This window comes from Bacillus sp. FSL R7-0672, from assembly GCF_038601465.1.
Classification (GTDB): domain Bacteria; phylum Bacillota; class Bacilli; order Bacillales; family Bacillaceae; genus Bacillus; species Bacillus pumilus.
Genome location: NZ_CP152010.1, coordinates 2513363 through 2537911 on the forward strand (window position 1 = coordinate 2513363; position 24549 = coordinate 2537911).

At 43.1% G+C, this 24549-nt stretch carries 24 protein-coding genes and 1 riboswitch; of the genes, 2 read left to right on the forward strand and 22 right to left on the reverse strand.

Annotation, left to right across the window (positions count from 1 at the left end; all coding sequences use genetic code 11):
• Positions 1–12 precede the first annotated feature (12 nt).
• From MKY18_RS12730 to MKY18_RS12765, 8 genes are all read right to left on the reverse strand, one after another.
• Entirely contained in the window at positions 13–615 is a 603-nt protein-coding gene (locus tag MKY18_RS12730) for an XTP/dITP diphosphatase (RefSeq protein ID WP_185107100.1), read from the reverse strand.
• A 10-nt stretch (positions 616–625) separates the two neighbouring features.
• Positions 626–1354 carry a ribonuclease PH gene (gene rph, locus MKY18_RS12735; RefSeq protein WP_044139960.1) on the reverse strand — a complete coding sequence of 243 codons (729 nt, stop codon included), beginning with the start codon at positions 1352–1354 and terminating at the stop codon, positions 626–628.
• Positions 1355–1505: 151 nt separating this feature from the next.
• Positions 1506–2567, reverse strand: coding sequence for a GerMN domain-containing protein (locus MKY18_RS12740; RefSeq protein WP_113767527.1), 1062 nt, complete (start codon positions 2565–2567; stop codon positions 1506–1508).
• A gap of 101 nt (positions 2568–2668) precedes the next feature.
• Complete coding sequence (gene racE / locus MKY18_RS12745) at positions 2669–3487, reverse strand: glutamate racemase (protein WP_012010811.1); 819 nt, start codon at positions 3485–3487, stop codon at positions 2669–2671.
• Positions 3488–3494: 7 nt separating this feature from the next.
• Positions 3495–3935, reverse strand: coding sequence for a MarR family transcriptional regulator (locus MKY18_RS12750; RefSeq protein WP_003216546.1), 441 nt, complete (start codon positions 3933–3935; stop codon positions 3495–3497).
• A 149-nt stretch (positions 3936–4084) separates the two neighbouring features.
• Positions 4085–4309 carry a spore germination transcription factor GerE gene (gene gerE, locus MKY18_RS12755; RefSeq protein ID WP_003184172.1) on the reverse strand — a complete coding sequence of 75 codons (225 nt, stop codon included), beginning with the start codon at positions 4307–4309 and terminating at the stop codon, positions 4085–4087.
• A 205-nt stretch (positions 4310–4514) separates the two neighbouring features.
• On the reverse strand, positions 4515–5831 hold the full coding sequence (locus MKY18_RS12760; protein WP_044140038.1) for a citrate:proton symporter: 1317 nt from the start codon (positions 5829–5831) through the stop codon (positions 4515–4517).
• Positions 5832–5984: 153 nt separating this feature from the next.
• Positions 5985–6845 carry a LysR family transcriptional regulator gene (locus tag MKY18_RS12765; RefSeq protein ID WP_003216318.1) on the reverse strand — a complete coding sequence of 287 codons (861 nt, stop codon included), beginning with the start codon at positions 6843–6845 and terminating at the stop codon, positions 5985–5987.
• A gap of 135 nt (positions 6846–6980) precedes the next feature.
• Between MKY18_RS12765 and MKY18_RS12770 the strand changes: the two genes are divergently transcribed.
• Positions 6981–8111 (forward strand): PrpF domain-containing protein, encoded by a 1131-nt coding sequence (locus MKY18_RS12770; RefSeq protein ID WP_268508561.1) that lies wholly within the window; start codon positions 6981–6983, stop codon positions 8109–8111.
• A gap of 225 nt (positions 8112–8336) precedes the next feature.
• Here the strand turns inward: MKY18_RS12770 and MKY18_RS12775 are convergent, their stop codons facing one another.
• The 5 genes from MKY18_RS12775 to MKY18_RS12795 all read right to left on the reverse strand — a co-directional run bounded on the left by MKY18_RS12775 (position 8337) and on the right by MKY18_RS12795 (position 12890).
• Positions 8337–9056 carry a biotin--[acetyl-CoA-carboxylase] ligase gene (locus MKY18_RS12775; protein WP_113767530.1) on the reverse strand — a complete coding sequence of 240 codons (720 nt, stop codon included), beginning with the start codon at positions 9054–9056 and terminating at the stop codon, positions 8337–8339.
• A 78-nt stretch (positions 9057–9134) separates the two neighbouring features.
• The gene (locus MKY18_RS12780; protein WP_044139955.1) at positions 9135–9596 is read right to left on the reverse strand and encodes a thioesterase family protein; all 462 of its coding nucleotides are present in this window, start codon (positions 9594–9596) and stop codon (positions 9135–9137) included.
• Between the two features lie 121 nt (positions 9597–9717).
• Positions 9718–10482, reverse strand: coding sequence for a succinate dehydrogenase iron-sulfur subunit (gene sdhB, locus MKY18_RS12785; RefSeq protein WP_185107107.1), 765 nt, complete (start codon positions 10480–10482; stop codon positions 9718–9720).
• Between the two features lies 1 nt (position 10483).
• Positions 10484–12244: a succinate dehydrogenase flavoprotein subunit gene (gene sdhA / locus MKY18_RS12790; protein ID WP_003216403.1), complete on the reverse strand. Its 1761-nt coding sequence runs from the start codon at positions 12242–12244 to the stop codon at positions 10484–10486.
• A 37-nt stretch (positions 12245–12281) separates the two neighbouring features.
• Positions 12282–12890 (reverse strand): succinate dehydrogenase cytochrome b558 subunit, encoded by a 609-nt coding sequence (locus MKY18_RS12795; RefSeq protein ID WP_044139954.1) that lies wholly within the window; start codon positions 12888–12890, stop codon positions 12282–12284.
• A 280-nt stretch (positions 12891–13170) separates the two neighbouring features.
• On the opposite strand from MKY18_RS12795, the gene MKY18_RS12800 reads away from it, so the two are divergent.
• Entirely contained in the window at positions 13171–13614 is a 444-nt protein-coding gene (locus tag MKY18_RS12800; protein ID WP_003216293.1) for a YslB family protein, read from the forward strand.
• A gap of 168 nt (positions 13615–13782) precedes the next feature.
• On the opposite strand, the gene MKY18_RS12805 is transcribed toward MKY18_RS12800, so the two are convergent.
• From MKY18_RS12805 to MKY18_RS12845, 9 genes are all read right to left on the reverse strand, one after another.
• Positions 13783–15012: an aspartate kinase gene (locus MKY18_RS12805; RefSeq protein ID WP_044139953.1), complete on the reverse strand. Its 1230-nt coding sequence runs from the start codon at positions 15010–15012 to the stop codon at positions 13783–13785.
• Positions 15013–15153: 141 nt separating this feature from the next.
• Positions 15154–15331, reverse strand: a riboswitch (Lysine riboswitch).
• Positions 15332–15394: 63 nt separating this feature from the next.
• Positions 15395–17167: an excinuclease ABC subunit UvrC gene (gene uvrC, locus MKY18_RS12810; protein ID WP_185107109.1), complete on the reverse strand. Its 1773-nt coding sequence runs from the start codon at positions 17165–17167 to the stop codon at positions 15395–15397.
• Positions 17168–17306: 139 nt separating this feature from the next.
• Positions 17307–17621 (reverse strand): thioredoxin, encoded by a 315-nt coding sequence (gene trxA / locus MKY18_RS12815; protein WP_106065715.1) that lies wholly within the window; start codon positions 17619–17621, stop codon positions 17307–17309.
• Positions 17622–17866: 245 nt separating this feature from the next.
• A complete protein-coding gene (locus MKY18_RS12820; protein WP_065098558.1) occupies positions 17867–19345 on the reverse strand; it encodes an alpha-N-arabinofuranosidase in 1479 nt (492 codons plus the stop codon).
• A 75-nt stretch (positions 19346–19420) separates the two neighbouring features.
• Positions 19421–20398 carry an electron transfer flavoprotein subunit alpha/FixB family protein gene (locus MKY18_RS12825; RefSeq protein ID WP_065098559.1) on the reverse strand — a complete coding sequence of 326 codons (978 nt, stop codon included), beginning with the start codon at positions 20396–20398 and terminating at the stop codon, positions 19421–19423.
• Positions 20399–20442: 44 nt separating this feature from the next.
• Positions 20443–21216 (reverse strand): electron transfer flavoprotein subunit beta/FixA family protein, encoded by a 774-nt coding sequence (locus MKY18_RS12830; protein ID WP_065098560.1) that lies wholly within the window; start codon positions 21214–21216, stop codon positions 20443–20445.
• Between the two features lie 31 nt (positions 21217–21247).
• Entirely contained in the window at positions 21248–22027 is a 780-nt protein-coding gene (locus MKY18_RS12835) for an enoyl-CoA hydratase (protein WP_065098561.1), read from the reverse strand.
• Between the two features lie 26 nt (positions 22028–22053).
• Positions 22054–22638 carry a TetR/AcrR family transcriptional regulator gene (locus tag MKY18_RS12840; RefSeq protein WP_003216590.1) on the reverse strand — a complete coding sequence of 195 codons (585 nt, stop codon included), beginning with the start codon at positions 22636–22638 and terminating at the stop codon, positions 22054–22056.
• Between the two features lie 167 nt (positions 22639–22805).
• On the reverse strand, positions 22806–24527 hold the full coding sequence (locus tag MKY18_RS12845; protein ID WP_342497533.1) for an AMP-binding protein: 1722 nt from the start codon (positions 24525–24527) through the stop codon (positions 22806–22808).
• Positions 24528–24549 lie beyond the last annotated feature (22 nt).

Genomic DNA, 24549 nt, shown 5'->3' on the forward strand with positions numbered 1-24549 from the left:
CTTCATTCCTCCTTATTCATTTGCGTCTAGCAGTGATGAAAGCTTTTGAAGCGCGACCGCTCGATGGCTGATCTTGTTTTTCTCTTCTGGTGATAATTCGGCCATCGTCTGGTCTTTGTCTTTGACGATGAAAATCGGGTCGTATCCGAAGCCATTTTCGCCGATTGGTTCCTGTGCGATAAAACCTTCTACTGATCCTTCTACCGTTTTTGTTTCTTTACCTGGTATGCTGACAGCCAGGGCACATCTGAATCTAGCTGTGCGGTCTTCTTTTTCAATGCCTTGAAGTTCGCTCAGCACTTTTTCTACATTCTCAGCATCGTTTTTATGCTCTCCAGCGTATCTGGCTGAATAGACGCCAGGTTTTCCGCCAAGATAGTCAATCGACAAACCGGAATCGTCTGCAATGACCATTTCACCCGCTTTGGCTTGAATCGCCTCGGCTTTGATAATGGCATTTTCTTCGAAGGTATGTCCTGTTTCTTCAATCTCTTCAGTAAAGCCGATGTCTGCTAGTGTTTTGACCGTGAATCCTTTTGGCTCAAGAATGGCTTTGAATTCTTTCGCTTTGCCCGCATTGTGCGTTGCAATGATGGCTGTTTTCATCCTGATCAAACCCTTCTTTTTATTCGATGACTTCTCCTGTCACTGCTTTTTGCTTTTCGATTAATTCTTTGATGCCCTTTTCGGCTAAATCAAGCAGTCCGTTTAGCTGTTCTCTTGAGAATGTCGCTTCTTCACCTGTGCCTTGAAGTTCAACAAAGCGTCCAGCGCCTGTCATGATGACATTCATATCTACTTCAGCTGAAGAATCTTCTTCATAATTTAAATCTAACAGAAGACCCTGCTGAGAATCAATTCCGACGGATATCGCCGCTAAATAATCAGTGATCGGGTTTTGTTTGATGACTCCTTCTGCTCGAAGCTTTTGAATCGCAAGTGTCATGGCGACAAAAGCACCTGTAATGGATGCTGTGCGTGTACCGCCGTCTGCTTGAATGACATCACAGTCAATCCAAATCGTGCGTTCGCCAAGCTTTTCTAAGTCAACGACTGCACGGAGTGCTCGTCCAATTAATCGCTGAATTTCCATTGTACGTCCTGTCACTTTTCCTTTAGATGATTCTCTAATGGTTCTTTGAGCAGTTGCTCTTGGAAGCATGCTATATTCTGCTGTAATCCAGCCTTTTCCTTCTCCTCTTAAAAAAGGAGGTACGCGGTCTTCGATGGATGCGTTACAAATCACCTTCGTATTGCCCGCTGAGATTAAGACAGAGCCTTCTGGATGCGTAATGTAGCCTGCCTCTATTTCAACTTTTCTTAATTCGTCATAGTGTCTTTCATCTAATCTCATGATTTACCTCCGTTACAATATACATTCCGCGCGGGTGCCAGCGGGGTTCTCCTACTAACTTTGACAACCTCGGCTCGTTCTAATCGCTTGGAATAAAAAAGAGGCAGCGAATATGCATGCCTCTTTTTCTCCATTATATCAATGTGTGCCGTTAAAAACTACCTGTATTCACTTGTTCTGGTCTTGAAACCGGCTTTGTCAGCTCTGTTCCTTTTTCGTTCACAAGCTCAGCCTTGCCGTTTACCTTAACGGAGACGCTTTTGACGTCCGGCAGCTCTGTTAATGTGAGCACAATGCTATCAAGAACTTTTTGTGAAATGACCTTTTTCTTTTCATCTGCGCTGCCGAAAATGGATTCGTTGAAATCAAGTGTCACATGTCCGTCTTTTACTTTCGGGATATCATTCAGCTTTACATCTTGATCAAAGTCTGTGAGCAAATGGCTTTTTTTGCTCGGTCCAGAGACGAGCTCATCAATGGCTGCTGTAATCGGATCATCCTCGTCTTTTGGCGTTCTTTTGGTGACAGGAACATAGTACGTCTGTTCATCAGATTCAGCTAAGTAATAAACCGTCACTGGCTTTGTCGATGTCATATCAGCGGCAGCCTCGTGCTGAATATTAATACCGTCTTCTCTGCTTAAATCATCTGAAATCGGTGTACCGTTCACAGGCATTTCTTTTAGTTCATGACCATTCATTTTCAATTTGACTTTGGCGACAGAATCAAACTGCGTTAACGTCCAAGTGACAGATTGCAGGATTCGCTGTTCATCTTCTTTTTTATAGTTTTTGAATTCATTTGAAAAATCCACTACGGCCGTTCCGTCTTTAATATCGACAGATACGCTCGTGTCGGCCGGCAAAACAGCCCGGAATCCATTTGGCATGAGGTTAGAAATCGGTCCTCCGTCCACAAGGTATTCAAGGGTTTGTTTGGCACTTCCTTCATTTTTCGGCAGTGGAATGGACTGAGAGACGACATACCCGTTTTTATCAATTAAATATAATTCTCTCATGACTGTATCTGCCTGCTTCTCTTCTTTTCCTTCTTTGGCTGTTTGTTTATCTTCTTTATTATCTTTCACATATGTGACGTTTTGTGGCGGGTCAATCTCTGTTTTCGCTTGGTCTGTTTGAAACAATCCGCATCCTGACAAAAGCATGGCTGACGCGATACACGTCACAGCTGCTGTAGATCCTTTTTTCAGCATACTTCACCCTCCTCTAGTAGTTTGTACTACTATGTATACGAGCTCCCTCTGCGGATTAGACCCTTTTCATAAAAAAATAACCCACCTCAAGAAGAAGCGGGTTATTGCTGATAGACGTGTTCGAGTGATACGGTTTCGACCTTCCCTGGCAGGTAGCCAAACCAGTCACGAGCAATGTTTTCAAAATTTTGCTGCTGCCCTGTTGTATAAAATGTATGGACAGGTGCTTCTTGGGAAGTGTTTAACAGTCCTTTATAGGAAAGAATTGTACTCGCTTCCCTAGCTGTCTCATCCCCTGATGAAATGATGCTCACATCACTGCCCATAAAGCGCTGAATCGACTCTTTTAAAATCGGATAGTGTGTGCAGCCAAGAATGAGTGTATCAATTCCTGTTTCTTTCATCGGTTCAAGGGAATCTTTCACCACTTCATCTGCTGTCTGATCTAAAAATGTACCGCTTTCCACAAAGGGAACAAGCAGCGGACATGCCAGACTTTGAACCGCTAGTCCTGCTTTTAAAGATAGCAGAGCTTCTTTGTAAGCCTCACTTTTGATCGTATTGGCTGTACCAATGACACCAATCTGCTGGTTGTTTGTCACCTTGATCGCTGTGCGGGCGCCGGGCTGAATCACGCCAATGACCGGAATATCGAGTGTTGCTTTGATTTCATCAAGGGCAATTGCCGTCGCTGTGTTGCATGCGATGACGAGCATTTTAATATGGTGATGTCTTAATAAGTAGTGTGCCATTTCCCAAGTATATTGAAGAACTTCTTCTTCTTTCCGCGGGCCATACGGGCACCGTTTTGTATCGCCTACGTAAATGATTTTTTCTTTTGGCAGTTGTCTCATGATTTCCTTTGCAACGGTTAAACCGCCGACGCCGGAATCAATGACGCCGATTGGTTGATCCAACAAAATCGCCTCATTTTCTTTTCATTTGCTGCTGTAGTTTCGTTAAGGATTGATTGAAAACGATGGCTTCTTCTTCTGAGAAAGCCCCTAGAAGTTCACTGACGTATTCTTGGCGTTTAACAATCACTTCTTGAATGATCCGCTCGCCTTCAGGCAATAAATGAATGCGAACCACGCGGCGGTCAGAAGGATCTTTTACTCGTTCGACAAGTTCACTTTTTTCCATTCGATCAATTAAGTCGGTGGTTGTACTGCAAGCCAAATACATCTTTTGTGATAGCTCACCTATTGTCATATCTCCGAATTCATAAAGCCACTGAAGCCCTACAAATTGAGGAGGTGTAATCGTATATTGATTCAGGATTTCTCTGCCTTTTTGCTTAATAATTGCAGCAATATGGCGCAATGATTTTTCAATCTCTGCTACATGGTCGAACTCATTCGTTTCCATTTCATTGATACCTCACTATAGCATCTCACTTTGATTAAAACGTACATTCCTATTTTCCTCGTTTTTCAGAGAAAATGCAAGAAGAGACTCATGGAAACCATATAGAAATAACCGGTTCCTCCCTTGTATGGAAGGAAAACCGGCTGACTTTAGAGCTCTAGCTCACCCATACGCAGAAGCTCGACTACGGCCTGTGAACGACCTTTGACTCCTAGCTTTTGCATGGCATTCGAAATATGATTTCGAACAGTCTTTTCGCTAATAAAAAGCTCGCTTGCAATTTCTTTTGTTGTTTTATCTTGGACGAGCAATTCGAATACTTCTCTTTCTCTTTTGGTTAATAGCGGCTTGGATTGAAACTCTTTCTCCTTCAAGTATTGTAACCCTCCTTGCTAAGGTGAGAGCTCTAGTCTCTATAGAATGGGATTCTGTATAGTCGAGATATCATATGCCGGTTGCTCGAGGTAGGTGACGTTAAAATCGAGAATTCCCGCATATGAGCGTCCATTTTGTGCGCTTTTATCCGCACAAAAAAGGACGAGTCTCCTACCTGAGACACCGTCCTTTTCATACACCTATTTAAAAGATAGAAATGGCACCTGTCAACAAAGCGATCAATGTTGTAAAAAGGGCAGTTAACACGGTCCACAGCAGTGCATATTTTTGCAAATCGCCAATATCTTTGTTCAGCATACTGACAAGAAGCAGCGTTGAAGCCACAAGAGGGCTCAGCAAGTGAACAGGCTGTCCGATAATAGAGGCACGTGCAATCTCCACCGGATCAATTCCGTATGCTGCACCGGCCTCAGCCAGAATGGGCAGCACCCCGAAATAGTAAGCATCATTTGAAAGAACAAATGTAAATGGCATACTCGTCAAAGCAACAATCAGCGGAAAAAATGAGCTGTAGGAATCTGGAATCATGTAAATGACCAAATGAGCAATGGACTCCACCATTTTTGTCCCCGAAAAAATGCCTGTGAAAATCCCTGCTGCAAACACAAGGGTAATGACCGTTAAGGCATTTCCTGCATGCGACAAAATTCTCTCGCGCTGATCTTCAACCTTTGGATAGTTGATCATGAGAGCGATGACAAATCCAATTAAGAAGAGAACTGGAATCGGTACGATATCTAAAACAAGTGTCGCCATCACCGCAATCGTCAAGAAGAAGTTCACCCAAATGAGGTTGGGTCTTTTCATGTCTTCTACTCCATCTTCTATTGACGCTGCCAATTCAGGGGAGATCGAGGCCTCTTCTTTGTACTGAATCTCTGCAACCCCAATTCGTTTCCGCTCTTTTTTTCCAAGCACATACGCAGTAAAAAGAATAAAAAGACCGCCTCCAACCATTGTTGGAATTAATGGAATAAAAAATTCACCAGCATCTAATCCAAGCGCCGCGATGGCACGGGTAGCCGGACCGCCCCAAGGCGTCATTCCGCTCATAATTCCTAAAGACAATAATGAAATCGTTCCTAAAATTAATGGGTTCATCCCAATTCTTAAGAAAAGTGGTAGCATTGCTGATACGGTGATCATATACGTTGTTGTTCCATCACCATCTAAAGCAACAAGCATAGACAAAATCGCTACCCCAAAAGCAATTTTGACAGGATCACCTTTTACAATACGTAAAATGAGTTTAATCAGAGGATCAAATAATCCAGCATCCAGCATGACACCAAAGAATAAAATGGCAAATAACAATAAAGCAGCTGATGGTGCAACAGTTTTCAGTCCATCAAGCATCATGTCCCCTAATCCTTTGTTAAAGCCACCGATCAATGCAAATATGATAGGTACAACGGTTAGAGCCACCACCGGATGCATACGTTTCGTCATAATAAGAAATGTAAATGTCAAGACCATTAAGATCCCTAAAATAGCTAGCACTTTATATCCCTCCATCCTCTTCTTTACATGATCTGCAAGCGCCCCCTTGCACTTGCGATCTATATGTTAGCGCTTTCTATTTCAAGGATATAATAGCTTTTTTCATAATGAAAATATTGATTTTTTCGTATATTCTATAAATTTCTTTTATAATCAACCTTGCTGACTTCTTAAAAACTCAATGAATGCTTTCACAACAGATAAATGAAGGGAGTCTGGCTGGTACATAAGCCATGTATCTCTTAAAACGGGCTGTCCATCTTTATACGAAAGACCTTTTACAAATAGCTCATCACTTGGTCTGAGGCAAATTTCTGGGACAATGGCATAGCCTAAACCATGCTTGACCATCTCTTTTGATGTATCCTGGCGGTCTGTCTCCATCGTCACAAGTGGAGGCATGGTGAACGTTTCCTGCCACCATCTGTTAATCAATCGTTTTAATGAACTATCTGTATGATAGTCAATGAGCGGCAGATTTGGGAGGTCTTTCAGCTGAATTTCTGATTTTGAAATGATACAAAGCCGCTCTTTATCGAGCAAAAACCGCTCTCCATTCCAGTCGTAATCCCCTCTTAAAATGCCTAAATGGACACTTGATGTCCCTAATAAATCCATGACTTTTGTGCTCCATCCTGTATTCACCATGAATTGAACATGTGGATACTGCTTAGAAAATTCTCTTAAAATTTCTGGGAGCTTATACTGAGCAAAGTTACTTGAGACCCCTAACCTGATTGTCCCTTTGACCTTTTTTTGCATATTCAGCATACCATCTTTCGTTTGCTGAAGCTGTTTGAGCATGTCATTTGCGTATGCAGCCAAGTACTCGCCTTCTGACGTAAATTCAATCCCTCGTTTTCTTTTAAAGAAAAGCTTCATATCGAACTCTTCTTCAAGCTGCTTCAACCGATAGCTTAAGGCAGGCTGAGAGACAAATAATTTTTCTGCCGCTTTTGTGATGTTCTTTTCTTCATAAAGCACCTTTAAAAACCGCCAGTCTTTCTCATCCATTGTGTGCCCTCCTTTTTCACTAGTTATAAAAAAATTTTATTGATTCATCTTAAAATAATGTATTTAACTTATTTCTTATTATACTTTACCATTTTGATTAGATAAACAGTTCATTAAAAATTGAGGGTGAGAGCAATGAGAAAAGTTCCAATCACAATCATGCGAGGCGGTACAAGTAAAGGGGTATTCATTCAAGCAAACAATGCACCATTTGAACACGATGAGCTCGAGGCATTTCTACTAGACATTATGGGCAGCCCTGACCGGTTGCAGGTCGATGGAATCGGCGGTGGTAATTCTTTAACAAGCAAAGTGGCCATTATCGATAAAGCCACACGTCCAGATGTGGATGTGAACTATACGTTTGCACAAGTCAGCATCAATGAGAGATATGTCGACTTTAAAGGGAACTGCGGGAATATCTCATCAGCGGTTGGACCATACGCCATCATTAAAGGACTTGTTCAAGCGGTTGAGCCCATTACGACTGTACGTATCCTCAATACCAACACAAATAAAGTCATTACAGCAGAGGTCGAAGTCGAAAATGGAGAAGTAAAATTTGAGGGACAGGCAGAAATTCCAGGAGTAAAAGGGACAGGTTCTCCCATTTATTTATCTTTTGAAAATCCTGAAGGCGCTGTGACAGGTAAAACCTTTCCGACAGGGAACCGCATGGATATGATTCAGACAAAATTCGGAGAGATTCCGATCTCGATCGTTGACATCGCAAATCCCATTGCCTTTGTCCGTGCGAAGGATCTTCATTTAAATGGAACTGAATTGCCTGAGGAGTTTACAGACGCATTACTGAATGATTTAGAAGAGATTCGTTCCATCGCTGCTGAAATGTGTCACTTTGCGCCAAAAGACATGGCGACATTACAGTCACCAGCTGTTCCGAAGCTTGCGATCATTAGCGAGCCTGCTGATTATGTGGATACAAACGGAGTGATGAGACGAGCAGCCGATATGGATATCGTCGTACGCATGCTATCGATGCAAAGACCACACCAAGCGCTTGCCATTACCGGCTCTGTCTGCGTGTCAGCCAGCTGTTTTATGGAACATACGCTTCCTGCACAGCTTTATGATGGACAACATGATACGCTTCGAATTGGGCACCCTGCTGGGATAATGCAAACGGACATTGACGTGTCTCAAAACAGAGTCAAAGTCATTCGAACCGCAAGAGAAATTCTAGACGGGGTTGTCTTTACGAAACAAGATTATATTGTGCAGCCTCATATTAAAAGAGAAGCCTAAAGCAGACGAGAACATCGTCTGCTTAGATTGTTGACAAAGTGCTAAAATGATTTTTATTTTAGCACTTTGTCTTCTTTTCAGCGTGATAGAAAACCTTTGAAGTCTAGGAAGGACGAGTACTGGCGCGGAGCGAATTGAACATTCGTGAGCACCAGCGCGCAGACCTGACAACGAATGCGAGGGTTTGTCTACACGCTGAGCAGACGAGAACATCGTCTGCTTTTTTTAATGTTGAAGCGGGGCATCAATATCTCCGGCAGAATGAGCTTTGATTTGTCCTTTATCATCTTTTAGCTGAAGATGACCAAAGCGGTTAACGCCGCAGCAAATGCCTTCTTCCCATGTTTGTTTTTCACGATCTAACGAAATGCGAAGCGGCTTGTTGAGACGATATAACCGTTTGTTATAAAGGGCAGTGAGTGCTTCAAATCCTTCATTCTGCCAGCGTGTATGGTATTTTTCAAAAGCCGCTGCCAGGTCTTTCACTAGCTGATCTGCTTTCACCTCTGTCAGCTCTGATAAGCAAATGGTTTTGTACGGGACATGCTCCGGCTTCGTCTCTACATTGATGCCAACACCGATATAAATGGCGCTGCGGTCTGCTTCAATTAATGTGCCGGATACCTTTGCTTCATTAATGAGGATATCATTCGGCCATTTGATCGCCAGTTGATCGTCCGCTCTTATGAGTGGTTTCAGCACATCATAGATTGCTAGTGCTGTCAGCGGGGCGATCGTTGACTGGGTGGAGAGTTCTTCTGGCGGCATGACTGTCATGGTTACCGCCACATTCCCTAAAGGTGTTTCCCACGGCCTGCCGAGTCTGCCCCTTCCTGCTGTCTGCTGGTGTGCATAGACAGCAAATGAGGGCTTTTCTCCTTGCTGCATAAGCCTTTTTGCTTCATTATTTGTACTATCAATGGTGTCATATTGAAAAATCTTCATATGTTCTCCTCTTATTTCTTCTTGATATGATGCTTTTATTATAACAAAATGAAGCGTACACGTTGATGAGCCAGCATGCTACTCATTTCGCTGCGCCTGAAATGTCTCTTTTTCTTCTTCAGTAAATGGGACAGATGTGCCTGTGTCTTTACTAATTTGCACCATGGTGACTGAGCCTGTAAAGCATGGTTCCTGCTGCTCATTTTCTCCTAAATAATGAAGAATGAGTGAGCTTGAGCCTACCTTTTCCGGCTTGACATACACACGAAGTCTCTCTCCAATCTCTACCTGCTTGATGTAATCACATTGCAGGTTAGCGACGACTGTCATGGTTTCTCTCACACGCTTCATCCGTTTATCAACAATTCCTGTTTTTTGAAAAAAGGCAATGCGCGCCTCTTCAAAATACACAAAAGGGGTGACATTGTTCATATGGCCAAACATATCCGTTTCTGAAAAGCGAACGGTCGTTTCGACATAAAATCGAAAGGATGCCCTCCACTCTTCAAACGGCTCTTCAATATATGACGGCAATCTCACTTGACCATCTCCTTATTTGGAAACAAAACGCCTCTCCCGTATTGGAAGAGGCGTTTGTTTATATGTTGCATCCAGCCTCTTAAACACTCATCATGATTGGCAAAGAGGACTGAATGTAATGTTATTCTGCGTGATCGCTTCCGAAGAAGTTACGGAACGCTTGTAAAGTTGTATCTCGGTTAAGTGCAGCAATTGACGTTGTCAGCGGGATTCCTTTCGGACAAGACTGCACACAGTTTTGGGAGTTCCCGCAGTTCGCAAGACCACCGTCCCCCATAATTTCTTCTAGACGGTCAGATTTATTCATCGCACCTGTCGGATGTGCGTTAAATAGACGAACTTGCGAAAGCGGTGCAGGTCCCATAAAGGAAGACTTATCATTCACGTTTGGACAAGCTTCAAGGCAGACACCACATGTCATACATTTAGAAAGCTCGTAGGCCCATTGACGTTTTTTCTCAGGCATTCTTGGTCCAGGACCAAGATCATACGTACCATCAATCGGTACCCATGCCTTCACCTTTTTCAAGGAATTGAACATCCGGCTTCTATCAACCTGCAAATCTCTCACAACCGGGAATGTCTTCATCGGCTGAAGACGAATCGGCTGGTCTAACTTGTCAATCAAGGCTGTACATGATTGACGCGGTGTTCCATTAATGACCATAGAACAAGCTCCGCACACCTCTTCAAGACAGTTCATATCCCAGTTGATCGCCGTTGTTTTTTTCCCTTGTTTATTGACCGGGTTCCGTCTAATTTCCATGAGTGCGGAAATGACGTTCATATTTGGGCGGTAAGGGATTTCGAATTCTTCATCATAAGGCTTTCCATCTGCTGTATCTTGACGTGTGATTATGAATTGAATCGTGTTTTTTTCACTCATCTTATTTCTCCACCTTTTTCTTCGAGTAATCTCGTTTACGAGGTGCAATTAACGATACATCGACGTCCTCATAGTGGAATGCAGGCTTTTGATTTTTTCCTTTGAACGTAGCCATCGTTGTTTTTAGGAACTCTTCATCGTTTCTCTCTGGGAAGTCCGGTTTGTAGTGTGCGCCTCGGCTTTCATTTCGGTTGTAAGCCCCGATCGTAATGACTCTTGCCAGCTGAAGCATGTTGTCAAGCTGACGTGTGAAGGCAGCGCCTTGGTTGCTCCATGAAGCTGTATCGTTGATGTTGATCTGCTTGTAGCGCTCCATTAGTTCTTCGATCTTCTGATCTGTTTTTAAGAGTTTGTCATTGTAACGAACAACTGTGACGTTATCCGTCATCCATTCTCCAAGCTCTTTATGAAGCACGTACGCATTTTCTGTTCCATCCATGCCGAGGATGTTGTCCCATTTCTCCTGCTCTTTCTTCACAGCGCTGTCAAATGTTGCAGAAGATAGGTCTTCCGCAGACTTTTCAAGACCGCTAATGTACTTCACAGCATTTGGTCCAGCGACCATTCCGCCGTAAATGGCTGAAAGCAGTGAGTTTGCACCAAGTCTGTTTCCGCCGTGCATAGAGTAATCACATTCTCCGGCAGCAAATAGGCCTTTGATATTCGTCATTTGATCATAATCAACCCATAATCCGCCCATTGAGTAATGAACAGCAGGGAAAATTTTCATTGGGAGCTTACGCGGGTCATCACCCATGAATTTTTCATAGATTTCAATGATGCCGCCTAGTTTAATATCAAGTTCTTTTGGATCTTTATGAGAAAGATCGAGATATACCATGTTCTCTCCGTTGATGCCAAGCTTTTGCTCGACACATACGTCAAAGATCTCACGCGTTGCGATATCACGCGGTACAAGGTTTCCGTATGCCGGGTATTTCTCTTCAAGGAAGTACCAAGGCTTCCCGTCTTTATATGTCCAAACACGTCCACCTTCACCACGAGCCGATTCACTCATGAGACGAAGCTTGTCATCTCCAGGGATCGCTGTTGGATGAATTTGAATGAATTCTCCATTTGCATAATGAGCCCCTTGCTGATAGACGATAGATGCAGCAGAGCCAGTGTTAATCATGGAGTTTGTTGATTTTCCGAACACGATTCCAGGACCGCCTGTTGCCATGATCACTGCATCTGAACGGAAGGATTCAATTTCCATTGTCGTCAAGTTCTGCGCGACAATGCCTCGGCATACTTCCTCGTCATCTAACACAGCGCCAAGGAATTCCCAGCCTTCATATTTCGTGACAAGTCCTGCTACTTCATAGCGGCGAACCTGCTCATCAAGTGCATATAATAGCTGCTGACCTGTTGTAGCTCCAGCAAATGCTGTACGGTGGTGCTGTGTTCCCCCGAAACGGCGGAAGTCCAGTAATCCCTCTGGTGTTCTGTTAAACATAACACCCATCCGATCAAGTAAGTGGATAATGGACGGCGCTGCTTCACACATTGCCTTTACTGGCGGCTGGTTGGCTAAGAAGTCTCCGCCATACACCGTGTCATCAAAATGTTCATAAGGTGAATCCCCTTCACCTTTTGTATTCACCGCTCCGTTGATTCCGCCCTGTGCACATACAGAATGCGAACGTTTTACAGGTACGATTGAAAATAGTTTAACAGCTGTTCCCGCTTCTGCTGCTTTAATAGTTGCCATAAGACCAGCTAAGCCGCCTCCGACAACGATGATGCTAGAATTACTCATTGTAGCCCCTCTCCCTCTTCTACTAATCTATTTCCTCTTAAACAAAAGCGAAAATTGCTCTTAGCCCTACATATGAAAGCGCTATAAATATACCTAATGTCACATATGTGGAGATTCTTTGTGAGCGTGGTGAAACAGTAATTCCCCAGCTGACAGCAAATGACCACAAGCCATTAGCAAAGTGGAAAATAGTAGATAAAACGCCGACAATATAGAAGCCTAGCATAAATGGAGAGCTTAAAATATTCGCCATCATGTCATAGTTCACTTCAGCTCCAAGCTGCGCTTGAATTCGCGTTTCCCATACATGCCAAGTGACAAAAATCAATGTGATGATACCTGAAACCCTTTGCAGTCTGAACAACCAGTTTCTTAAGTAACTGAAGCGAGACGTGTTATTTTGTGCCGTAAAGGCTATGTACACCCCATAAACAGCATGATAGATCAGTGGTAAGAAAATCACGAACAGCTCAAGTGCATATCTGAATGGAAGCTGTTCCATAAAGTGTGCAGCTTTGTTAAACGCCTCTGGTCCACTCGTCGCAAAGTGGTTCACCACTAAATGCTGAATTAAAAATAGACCGACCGGAATGACGCCAAGCAAAGAATGCAATCTCCGATAAAAAAATTCTTTGTTCCCCGACATTACTTTACCCCCTAGTAAAAAGTGCAATTGCTGAAAATTGTCTTACCCCCGCTTCTTTCAATTGTAAGCACTTTATTCAAATTTATTGACAATTTCATTTTACTCCTATGTCAAAAAAGCGTCAAGAAACCGCGTACATAAATTAAAATTTTCCGAAATTTAAAAGTTTTAAATCAAAATTCGTTTTACTACAATAAGAATTTCTTAGACTTCAGGGAAAACTCTGTCATCATATGCTCACATAAGCTATAATAAATTGTTGAAAGAGGGGAGCCGTACAATGAATAAATTCGAATCTAACTTAGAACAGCTAAAAGAAATTGAAGTCAATGGATTTGCCTACGAGCTGATACGCGAAGTTCTGCTTCCTGATATTCTTGGTCAGGACCATTCATCTATGATGTATTTTGCGGGTAAGCTGCTTGCTCGTAAATTTCCTCAAGAGTCATGGGAGAAAATCCCCGAATTTTTCCATGATGCCGGATGGGGAACTCTCACGATGGTCCATTCGAAAAAACAGGAAATTGAGTTTGAGCTCGAAGGTCCACTTGTATCAAATCGACTCACCTATCAAAAGGAGCCATGCTTTCAGATGGAAGCAGGTTTTATTGCTGAACAAATCCAGCTTCTCAACGAGCACGTGGCTGAATCTTATGAACAAGTGAAAAAGCGTGCTGATAAAGTCATTTTAACCGTTAAATGGGATTTAAGAGACCCTAGCTAACACTCTTTATGAAAGGCGCGGACTTCAGGTCACGCCTTTTTTTGTTTGTCTTCTTCTATCATAGCATACTTAGTGAATGGGTTTACGCACGTTTTCCTTTCTTGTATGCGGCGGTTTCGAATATAAAAAAGAGGTGCACTCTTTCATGAGATACACCTCCCTGCCTCTTTAAGAATGCGCAGCTACCTTTGATAAATCAAACGCATCATGCAGTGCTTCAACTGCTTTGACCATATCGTCCCGGCCAACCACTGTTGAGACTTTGATTTCAGACGTACTGACCATTTTCACTTGTATATCTTTTTCCGCTAACACAGCGAACATTTCAGCGGCTACGCCTGGATTTGAGACCATACCAGATCCAACGATGGATACTTTGGCTAATTTGCTTTCTGTCTCGATCTGTTCGTAGCCAAGTGCTCCTTTATATTCTTCTAACACTTCAACTGTTTTAGACAAATCATCCGTTTTCACAGAGAAAGAGATCGACGTCTGATTGGTGCTTGTGACGGACTGAATGATGATATCGACATTGATATTTTGCTTCGCAAGTGTCGTAAAGATGGTCGACAATGTGGTGAGACCGCTTGAAAGACCGCACACCGTCACGCGTGTAATCTGATCCTCAAATGCAATGCCTCTGACGACTAAATTTTGTTCCATGGATGATTCCTCCTCAATTAACGTACCCGATTCATTTTCAATACTAGAACGGACTTCTAGTGGGACTTGATAATTTTTCGCAAATTCGACAGCTCTTGGATGCAAGACGCCAGCTCCTAAATTAGCCAGTTCGAGCATCTCATCGTATGAAATACCTGCAAGTTTCCGCGCGGCCGGTACATAACGCGGATCTGTCGTAAACACACCTGATACATCTGTGTAAATATCACATTTATCCGCTTTTAGTGCAGCAGCAAGTGCCACAGCTGTCGTATCTGATCCACCACGTCCAAGTGTTGTGATATGCATATTATCTGCAATTCCTTGGAAGCCTGCCACAACAACCACTTTCCCAGCACTTAATTCCTCTTTTATTCTTGATTCATCAATATCGACGATTCTTGCGTTACCATGTACTTGCTCTGTTTTCATACCAGCCTGCCAGCCTGTAAAGGAAATGGCATCATAGCCTTTTGCTTGCAGCGCCATCGTTAATAAGGAAATGGTCACTTGCTCTCCAGTTGCAAGCAGCATATCCATTTCTCTTTTGCTCGGATGATCTGTGAGTTCTTCCGCTAGGTCTACTAGAACATCCGTTGATTTACCCATTGCCGACACAACCACAACCACATCATGTCCGGCCTCGCGTTCAGCGATGACCCTTTCTGCAGCATTGCGAATTTTTTCTGTCGATCCAACAGACGTTCCGCCAAATTTTTGTACAATTAGTCCCATGTCTACCACCCTTTTTCAAAAGATCACGTGTGAGAGAAGAGGCAAGAAGCGGCTTTGGAGACTGCCTGCTCACTGCAAATAAAAAAAGCAATGAGAGAACAGATCTCCCATTGCTTTATAATCATCATCAAACGATGCAAACAATGAGATAGCCCTCCAAGAAATAAATTCTTGACAGCCCTACATTTCTTCAATGTACAGCCAGCGAATAAAATGAGTGGATTTTATTCACTTCGGCGACGCTCCCCTTTCAGCCCTCTTCCTAGACCCCATCGATCTCTGAAGGCTTACTTTTGAAGTTCGCACCTCTATCTTCAACAAACAACACGTTCATTTATTAAATTTAGTCACAATCTTAACAGACTTTTGGAAAAAGTACAATCTATTTTTTTAACGCTTCGATTAAAAGCTCGGCCGTTTGTTTCGGGATGCCAGCCTCCTGAAAGTCTTGGATAGAAGCTTCTTTCATCTTTTTCACAGAGCCAAAATGTTTAAGAAGCTGTTTTTTACGCTTTTCTCCGATACCTGGCACATCGTCTAAAATAGATTGAAATGCATTTTTTCCGCGCAGCTGCCGGTGAAAGCTAATCGCGAACCGGTGCACTTCATCTTGAATACGCTGCAATAAATAGAAGGCCTGGCTATTCCGCTCTAGTGCAACAATTTCCAGTGTATCGCCCATCATCAGATTCGATGTCCGGTGCTTTTCATCTTTGACTAGACCTGCTACTGGGACAGACAGATTCAATTCATTTTCAAGCACATCTATCGCTGCATTGATCTGTCCCTTTCCTCCATCAATTAAAATCAAATCTGGTAGCGGGAGCTCATCCTTTAACACGCGGGTATATCGCCTTCTAATGACTTCACGCATCGATGCATAATCATCTGGACCTGTGACTGTTTTAATTTTGTATTTTCGGTATTCCTTTTTATACGGCTTCCCGTCCTGAAAGACGACCATGGCAGAAACCGGGTCTGCACCTTGAATATTCGAGTTATCAAATGCCTCAATCCGGTAAGGCATATAAATATTTAGCGCATCTCCAAGCTGCTTCACTGCACCAATGGACCGCTCTTCATCACGCTCAATGAGCGAAAATTTTTCTTTTAAGGCAATTTTGGCATTTTGATGGGCAAGTAAAAGCAAATCCTTTTTCTTTCCTTTTTTCGGCTGATGAACGTTCGTCTCAAGCAATTGTTCAATCATCTCTTGATCTACGCTATCTGGCACTAAAATTTCCTTCGGCAGAAAGTGGTTGTTTTTTGCATAAAATTGTCCCATAAACGTGAGAAACTCTTCCTCAGGATCTTGATACATAGGAAACAGGCTGACGTCGCGTTCAATCAATTTCCCCTGCCTGATGAAGAAGACCTGGACACACATCCAGCCCTTGTCATAGGCATATGAAAAAACATCTCGATCTGATAAATCGCTCATCGTCATTTTCTGCTTTTCCATCGTAGAGTCAATGTAAGCGATTTGGTCTCTCAGTTCTTTTGCCCGTTCAAACTCTAATTGTTCGGCGGCTTCCTGCATTTTTTCGGTGAGTTCTTTTTTGATTTGCTGATGTCCTCCGTTTAGAAACCTTATGATTTCGTCCACGAGCTGCTTATTCGTTTCTTCAGAAATGTCATACACACATGGCGCGAGACATTGTCCAAGATGATAATATAAACAGACGCGATCAGGGAGGGTGGCACATTTTCTGAGAGGATATAAACGGTCGAGCAGCTTTTTCGTTTCACGTGCTGCCTGTACGTTCGGGTATGGTCCGAAATATTTCCCTTTGTCCTTTTTCACATGACGGGTGACGATCAGCTTAGGATGCCGTTCATTCGTAATTTTAATAAAAGGATACGTTTTGTCATCCTTGAGCATGACATTGTATTTTGGGTCGTATTTTTTGATTAAATTTAGCTCTAAAATGAGTGCCTCGATATTAGAAGAGGTGACAATGTATTCAAAGTCCTCAATTTCACTGACAAGCCGCTGCGTTTTGGCATCATGAGATCCAGTGAAATAAGAGCGTACTCTATTTTTTAAGACCTTTGCCTTCCCCACATAAATGACTGTATTTTGTCGATCTTTCATTAAATAGCAGCCTGGTTGATCTGGCAAGACCGATAGCTTTTCTTTGATCATTTTGTTCATATTTTCATCCGTCCTTGTTTTCCTCTTTCACTCCTTCTAGTGTATCACGAACATTTGTTTTATACCATGTTGAAAGAAAAGCGGCTCTCGTCTTTACGAGAACCGCTTCAGTGAGTATGCCGCTAGGGCATAGACAGGTTTATAGATGTTTGTTAACAAGCTCAGCAAGTGCTTCTTTTGGTTTGAAACCAACAGACGTTTCTACGACTTCACCGTCTTTTAAAACAAGAAGTGTTGGAATACTCATCACGCCGTATTTACCAGCAGTTTCTTGGTTATCGTCTACATCAACTTTTACAATTTTCATTTTATCGCCCATTTCTTGATCAAGTTCTTCAAGAACTGGAGCAATCATTTTACAAGGTCCGCACCATGGTGCCCAAAAGTCAGCAAGAACAACACCTTCTGCAGTTTCTTGTGAAAATGTTGAGTCAGTAGCTTTTACGATTGCCATTATTCATTCCTCCAATGTAAATTATGATTTTTAGTATAGCATCTACCAATGTGACTTGCGAATGAAATGCTTACGAATCTTTTTTTATGAAATGAATTAAAAAACAAACCGTACAATCGCACCAATGACAACAATTGCACCGATAATCATGAGAATCGTTCTAAGCATATAAATAACTCCCTTTCCGCTTCGTTTACAATGTATGATGCCCCAACATCCTGCTCATCAAACATTTAAATATGCGATCAAGCGAGATCAATCGTAATCATCACCACAGACATTGGCGGCAGCTCTATGGTCAACTCACCGGGTTTTACAGCAAATTGCTGAAACTCTGCTGGCTGGACAGCATGAGGATCATCAAATGTGTTGTGCGCATTCATGCGGTCTGCTGTCAGCACGCGGCCTGTGACTTTCGTTTCTGCATCCAAACCTTCAATGGCAAGGGATACTTCGTTTTGTTCATGTGGATTCAGGTGACAGAAGCTAATATGCATCTTATCTGACGAACGCGAAGCTGACACACTAACCTGAGGTATTTTTTCACCACTGCGTTCATAAGGCGTTGACACGAATTCCACTTCAAGTGCTTCCTCCTCTTGATGCACTTGAAACATGTGAAACACATGATACGTAGGCGTCAGAAGCATCTTTTCGTCTTCCGTTAACACCATTGCTTGCAGAACATTGACCGTCTGGGCAATATTCGCCATATGAATCCGCTGGCAATGACGATGAAAGATATGAAAATGAAGGGCACAAACAAGTGCGTCTCTTAGTGTGTTTTGCTGATACAAAAATCCTGGATTCGTCCCTGGTTCTGGGTCATACCATGTTCCCCATTCATCAATAATCATCCCAATTCGCTTGTCTGGATCATAACGATCCATGATCTCTCCATGATCCACGACAAGCCGTTCCATCTCATAGGCTTTTTTCAACGTGATAAACCATTCATCTTCATCAAATTCAGTCGCTGATCCTTTCTTCTCCCACGTACCAGGTACAGTGTAGTAATGCAAACTGAGTCCATCCATCCAAGGAGCGGCCCGCTCCATTAATACTTTTGTCCAATTCACATCATTTGAATTGGCGCCGCACGCAATTTTGTATATCGTCTGACCTGCAAACTCTCTCACATACGTTTGATATCGTTTATATAAATCGGCATAGTATTCAGGCGTCATATTCCCGCCGCAGCCCCAGCTTTCGTTTCCTACACCAACATAGGTCAGATCCCAAGGTTCTTGTTTTCCATTTTGAATGCGCCAATCAGACATAGGTGTTCCCTTTGGAAAAGTGATGTACTCGATCCAGTCTGCTAATTCTTGAACAGTCCCACTTCCCACATTTCCGCAAATATAAGGCTCACATTCAAGCAGCTCACACAATTTCATAAATTCATGCGTACCAAATGCATTGGATTCAACCGTACCACCCCAATGAGTGTTCACCATCGGCTTTCGTTCGCTGAGATCTCCCACACCATTTGCCCAATGATACTCGTCTGCGAAGCAGCCGCCCGGCCACCTAAGCACCGGAATATGTAATGCTTGAAGGGCTTTTAACACATCCGTACGAATCCCCTCAATATGCTCAATCTCTGAATCTTTTCCGACCCAAATCCCGTCATAAATCCCTCTTCCTAAATGCTCTTGAAAATGTCCATAGATGTGTTTAGAAATACGTCCGATCACGTCATTCACTTTTACTGTCCCCTTCACTTGTCAACCGCTCCTTTGTGTATTGATTACATACAAAAAAACCCAGAATACCTAGGCATTCTGAGTGTATGAGCGTTACGAGTGGATATTCATCTTTTTTAACTCTTCATTCAAAAGCGGTACCACTTCAAACAAGTCACCGACGATTCCGTAATCGGCAATTTTGAAGATCTCAGCTTCTGGGTCTTTGTTAATCGCCACAATGACTTTACTGTTAGACATTCCAGCTAAATGCTGAATCGCCCCTGATATCCCGCACGCAATATAGAGATCAGGTGTGACGACCTTGCCTGTTTGCCCAATTTGCAGGGCATAATCACAGTAGTCTGCATCACAGGCACCACGCGAGGCACCTACTGCTGCGCCCAGCGTCTCAGCGAGTTCATTCAGCGGTTCAAACCCTTCCTTGCTCTTGACCCCGCGTCCCCCGGCGACGATGACCTTTGCTTCAGATAAATCTACACCTTCTGACGTTTTTTTAATGACTTCCTTCACGATCGTTCGCAGGTTCTGAATATCGACAGAAACGGGTGTAATGTCTCCGCTTCGTGAGGCATCCCGCTCAAGAGGTGCCACGTTGTTCGGGCGTATAGTCGCCAAAAGCAGACGATCTGTTGAAATCACTTTTTCGAAGGCTTTTCCAGAGTAAATCGGTCTTGTGAAAACAAGATGTTCTCCGGTAACGCTTACATCAATCGCATCTGAAATGAGACCAGTCTGCAAGCGTGCAGCTATTTTCGGCGACAAGTCTTTTCCGATAGACGTATGGCCAAAGAGGACGGCATCTGGGTTGACCTGATCTAATATGGCTTGAAGTGCTTGCGCGAAACCATCTGACGTATAATATGAAAGGTGCGGATGCTCCACAATCATGACATGATCCGCTCCATAGTAAAGCAGTTCATTCGCTAGGTCTTTGACGTTATCCCCTATTAACACGCCAATGACTTCACCGCCATCTGCCACTTGATGAGCGGCAGCAATGGCTTCAAATGTCACATTTCTTAATTTACCGTCACGACTTTCTCCAAGTACAACAACTTTTTTACTCATCTTTCAAGTTCCCCCTTGTTCTCGTGATATCGTAAAGTGGATGTTTAGATGATCTTTGCTTCATTTCTTAATAAATCCGTCAGTTCTTTGACTTGATCCTGAAGCTCACCGCTCAGCACCTTGCCACCCTCTTTTTTCTCCGGTAAGAAACGTTCAATTGTTTTGATTTTATATGGCACATCGTCTTCATCCAGATCTAAATCATCCAGTTCCAATTCTTCTAAAGGCTTTTTCTTTGCCTTCATAATGCCAGGTAATGATGGATAGCGAGGCTCATTGAGACCTTGCTGCGCAGTGACAACAAGCGGGAGCTCAGCAGAAATGACTTCCACATCACCTTCTGCATCTCGTTCAATCGAAGCAGAGCCGCCGTCAATTTGAATACTTGTAATTGTTGTGACATATGAAAACCCAAGTAATTCAGCAAGACGCGGGGCAACCTGTCCAGAGCCCCCGTCAATTGCCACATTCCCTGCTAAAATCAAGGAAGCCTCTTTGTCTTTTAAATAATGGTAAAGAATTGTAGAAGCTGAATATTGATCCCACTCTTCTAAGTCGTCTTCCACATTTAATAAAACAGCTTGATCGCAGCCCATAGCAAGCGCTGTTCGCAGCTGCTTTTCCGCATCCTCACTGCCAACTGTCACAACGGTCACTTCTCCCCCGTGCTCGTCGCGAAGCTGGATGGCTTCTTCTATGGCGTACTCGTCATAAGGATTAATAATGAACTCTGCTCCATCTTCTTGAATTGCACCAGACTGAATGGAAATCTTCTCTTCCGTGTCAAACGTACGCTTCATCAAAACAAATATATTCATCCATTTCTCCCCCTTGTTTCGTTTGAATCCTTTATTCCCCTTTAAAATTCGGTTTGCGCTTTTCGATAAAGGCTTGTATACCTTCTTTGGCGTCATTCGATTGGAAAATCTCACCGAACTTTTTGGCTTCTAGCTTCATACCGCCATCATATGAATACAATTTTGTCGCATTCAATAAATCCAGCACATACTCGAGTGACTTTGGACTTTTCGTTGCAAATTTTGACGCAAGTGTTTTGGCTGCTTCGAGCGCCTTTTCCTCTGTTTCTGCCAGCTTTGAAACGAGTCCGCAGGCGAATGCTTCTTCACCTGTAATCGGTTCAGCTGTACCCATCATTTCCAGCGCTTTAGCAGAACCAACATAGCGCGGCAGGCGCTGCGTACCGCCGAATCCCGGAATGATGCCGAGGTTTAGTTCCGGCAATCCAAGCTTCGCATCTTTTGTTGCGATTCGGATATCACAAGACATGGCAAGCTCAAGGCCCCCGCCTAATGCAGCTCCATGAATTGAAGCAATGACCGGTTTTGGACATTGTTCAATCCGTTCAAAGACCTGCTGCCCTCTGTCTGCAAGGCTTGAATAGTCAGACTCTTCCTGTAACGTCGTAAATTCCTTAATATCAGCACCTGCTGAGAAAAATCTACCTTCTCCGTGGATCACAATGGCTCTTACTTCTTCATTTTGTTCGAGCTGGTCAAACATCTCATTAAGCTCGGTGAGCAGCTGAGAAGATAAGGCGTTTGCTGGTGGATGCTGAATCGTGATAAGTGCTATCTGTCCTTCATGATGTAAGGTGAGTATCTTTTCCATGTCAATCATCCTTTTTCAAAATGTCTTTAAGATTGATGTATTCCGTTTAAGAGTAGATCACGTACGTTTTCTGCGAGTGCAGGAAGATCATATTTTTGATCATTCATGACCCATGTTGTAGCGGTTTCATCAATCGTCCCAAATACCATTTGTCTCGCTAAACGGACATCTAGATTTTGTCTGAACTCTCCTGTTTTCTTTCCTTCTGCTAAAATCGACTCGAGCATATTTAAATACCCTTTCAGCACCTCATTGATTTTTTGCCGCAGCTCAAGGTTTGACTGCCTAAGTTCAAGCTGTGTCACAAGAGCCAAATGATGATTTTGCGCAAGCATACGAAAATGCTCCTCAATGAGCAGTAAAAGCTTTTCTTTCGCCGACGGCTTCTTTTGAATATCTGTTTCCATCCGTTCGATGAATTGTCCCATTTTTTCTTTGAACAATGAGATCAAAATATCCTCTTTATTTTTGAAATAAAGATAAATGGTTCCGTCTGCTACCCCTGCTTGTTTCGCAATCTTTGAAACTTGTGATTGGTGATAGCCGTTCTCTGCAATCACCACAACTGCTGCATCAATAATTTGCATGTACTTCGGTCTTTTCTGCTTCAATGTGCTTCGTCCCTTTCTGGATTGAATGAGTATTCATTCATAACTTTATGTTAAAAAGAAACGGGGGATTTGTCAAGTGATCTTCTCTTTCTTTTCCACCTTTAACATACCAGAGCAGACAGTCAACATTCAAATCATCCGGCCGATGGACCGGATGATGCAGGCCGTTATGTTTTCGATTGATCGGCAGGCGTTTCAGATGAAGAAGCGTGCTTTCTTTTTTCTTCTTCAATTAATACTCTGCGCAAAATCTTCCCAACGGCTGTTTTAGGCAGTGATTCTTTAAATTCATACACGCGCGGTACTTTAAATGAGGCAATTCTCGTCCTGACAAAGCGATCAAGTTCGTCCTCTGTTAAGTAGGCACCCTTTTTCGGCACAACAAATGCTTTCACTGTTTCTCCTCTGTACGGATCTGGAATACCGGCGACGACGACTTCTTGTACAAGCTCATGCTCATAAAGGGCTTCTTCGACTTCTCTTGGATAAATATTATAGCCGCTCGCAATGATGACATCTTTTTTCCGGTCGACGATATAGAAAAAACCGTCCTCATCCATATACCCTATATCTCCGGTGAAAAACCAGCCATCTCGTAATACAGCCTCTGTCTCCTCTGGCTGATTCCAGTATCCTTTCATGATCTGGGGGCCTTTAACAATGATTTCCCCATGCTCATATGGTTCTTTGAGGCCTCCGGTTTCTTCGCAATAAATACCTGCATCTGTATTAGGCCACGGACAGCCAATGCTGCCTGTTTTGTTCGCTCCCCATAAAAAGTTAGAATGAGTGACGGGTGAGGTTTCTGAAAGTCCGTACCCCTCCACTAAGCGTCCTCCTGTTAATTTTTCAAAGCTTTGTTTGACTTCAACAGGAAGTGCCGCTGAGCCGCTTAGACATGCAGAGATGGACGACAGGTCATACTTTTCAATGTTCGGATGATGCAGCAAGGCGATATACATTGTTGGTGCGCCTGGAAATAGCGTCGGCTTCTGTTTTTCAATGGTTTTGAGGGTATCAGCGACATCAAAGCGTGGAAGAAGAATCATTTGATGTCCTTCTTTGACAGCAAGATTTAAAACGGTCGTCATTCCGTAGACATGAAAAAACGGAATGATGCCGAGGATGCGTTCTTTCCCCCTGGTCGTTTTATACATCCAGGAAGCGCACATTTCAGTATTCGCTAAAATATTCTCATGTGTGAGCATGACCCCTTTTGGTAACCCGGTCGTTCCGCCTGTATATTGCAAAACAGCGATATCCTCTTTCGGATCAAAGGCAAGTGCGGGTATCTGCTGTTCACCTTCCGATTTTTTCATAATCTGCGCGAAGTGATGAATGGTGTCATTTTTCTCCACTTGGATGACCATTTTATTTTTTCTTCTTTGCACAATAGGAAACAGTATGTTTTTCGGGAATGGTAAATAATCTTGTAGTTTAGTGACGATTAAGTGCTCCATTCTTGTCAGCGCTTTCATTTTATAAGCCTTTGGATACAACAAATCTAGCGTGATCAGCACTTTGACGCCGCTGTCTTCCATTTGATATTCCAGTTCCTTCTCCGTATAAAGCGGGTTTGTTTGAACAACGATGCCGCCTGCTATTAAAACAGCATAATAAGAAATGACCGATTGAGGACAGTTCGGCAGCATGATCGCTACTCTGTCACCTTTTTTCACGCCAATTTTCATCAGATGACTGGCTAGTTTCAATACGTCTTCTTGCAGCTGTTCATAGGTGATGTTCTTTCCTAGAAAATGAATGGCTGTATGCTCAGGTGCAGCCTCTGCGGAGCTGAATAAGTAAGATTGTAATGTTTCATTTGGGATGGTGAGTTCGTGGGGAATTTGATTCGGGTAATGCAGAAGCCAACGTTTATCTGACTGCATAAAAACCCTCCTTCCTGAACTT

Bases quoted from the DNA above. Each gene is read 5' to 3' on its own strand.
- rph (WP_044139960.1), bottom strand. From the start codon at position 1,354: ATGAGATTAGATGAAAGACACTATGACGAATTAAGAAAAGTTGAAATA.
- MKY18_RS12740 (WP_113767527.1), bottom strand. From the start codon at position 2,567: ATGCTGAAAAAAGGATCTACAGCAGCTGTGACGTGTATCGCGTCAGCC.
- MKY18_RS12750 (WP_003216546.1), bottom strand. From the start codon at position 3,935: ATGGAAACGAATGAGTTCGACCATGTAGCAGAGATTGAAAAATCATTG.
- MKY18_RS12765 (WP_003216318.1), bottom strand. From the start codon at position 6,845: ATGGATGAGAAAGACTGGCGGTTTTTAAAGGTGCTTTATGAAGAAAAG.
- MKY18_RS12770 (WP_268508561.1), top strand. From the start codon at position 6,981: ATGAGAAAAGTTCCAATCACAATCATGCGAGGCGGTACAAGTAAAGGG.
- MKY18_RS12775 (WP_113767530.1), bottom strand. From the start codon at position 9,056: ATGAAGATTTTTCAATATGACACCATTGATAGTACAAATAATGAAGCA.
- sdhB (WP_185107107.1), bottom strand. From the start codon at position 10,482: ATGAGTGAAAAAAACACGATTCAATTCATAATCACACGTCAAGATACA.
- sdhA (WP_003216403.1), bottom strand. From the start codon at position 12,244: ATGAGTAATTCTAGCATCATCGTTGTCGGAGGCGGCTTAGCTGGTCTT.
- MKY18_RS12795 (WP_044139954.1), bottom strand. From the start codon at position 12,890: ATGTCGGGGAACAAAGAATTTTTTTATCGGAGATTGCATTCTTTGCTT.
- MKY18_RS12800 (WP_003216293.1), top strand. From the start codon at position 13,171: ATGAATAAATTCGAATCTAACTTAGAACAGCTAAAAGAAATTGAAGTC.
- MKY18_RS12805 (WP_044139953.1), bottom strand. From the start codon at position 15,012: ATGGGACTAATTGTACAAAAATTTGGCGGAACGTCTGTTGGATCGACA.
- uvrC (WP_185107109.1), bottom strand. From the start codon at position 17,167: ATGAACAAAATGATCAAAGAAAAGCTATCGGTCTTGCCAGATCAACCA.
- trxA (WP_106065715.1), bottom strand. From the start codon at position 17,621: ATGGCAATCGTAAAAGCTACTGACTCAACATTTTCACAAGAAACTGCA.
- MKY18_RS12825 (WP_065098559.1), bottom strand. From the start codon at position 20,398: ATGAGTAAAAAAGTTGTTGTACTTGGAGAAAGTCGTGACGGTAAATTA.
- MKY18_RS12830 (WP_065098560.1), bottom strand. From the start codon at position 21,216: ATGAATATATTTGTTTTGATGAAGCGTACGTTTGACACGGAAGAGAAG.
- MKY18_RS12835 (WP_065098561.1), bottom strand. From the start codon at position 22,027: ATGGAAAAGATACTCACCTTACATCATGAAGGACAGATAGCACTTATC.
- MKY18_RS12845 (WP_342497533.1), bottom strand. From the start codon at position 24,527: ATGCAGTCAGATAAACGTTGGCTTCTGCATTACCCGAATCAAATTCCC.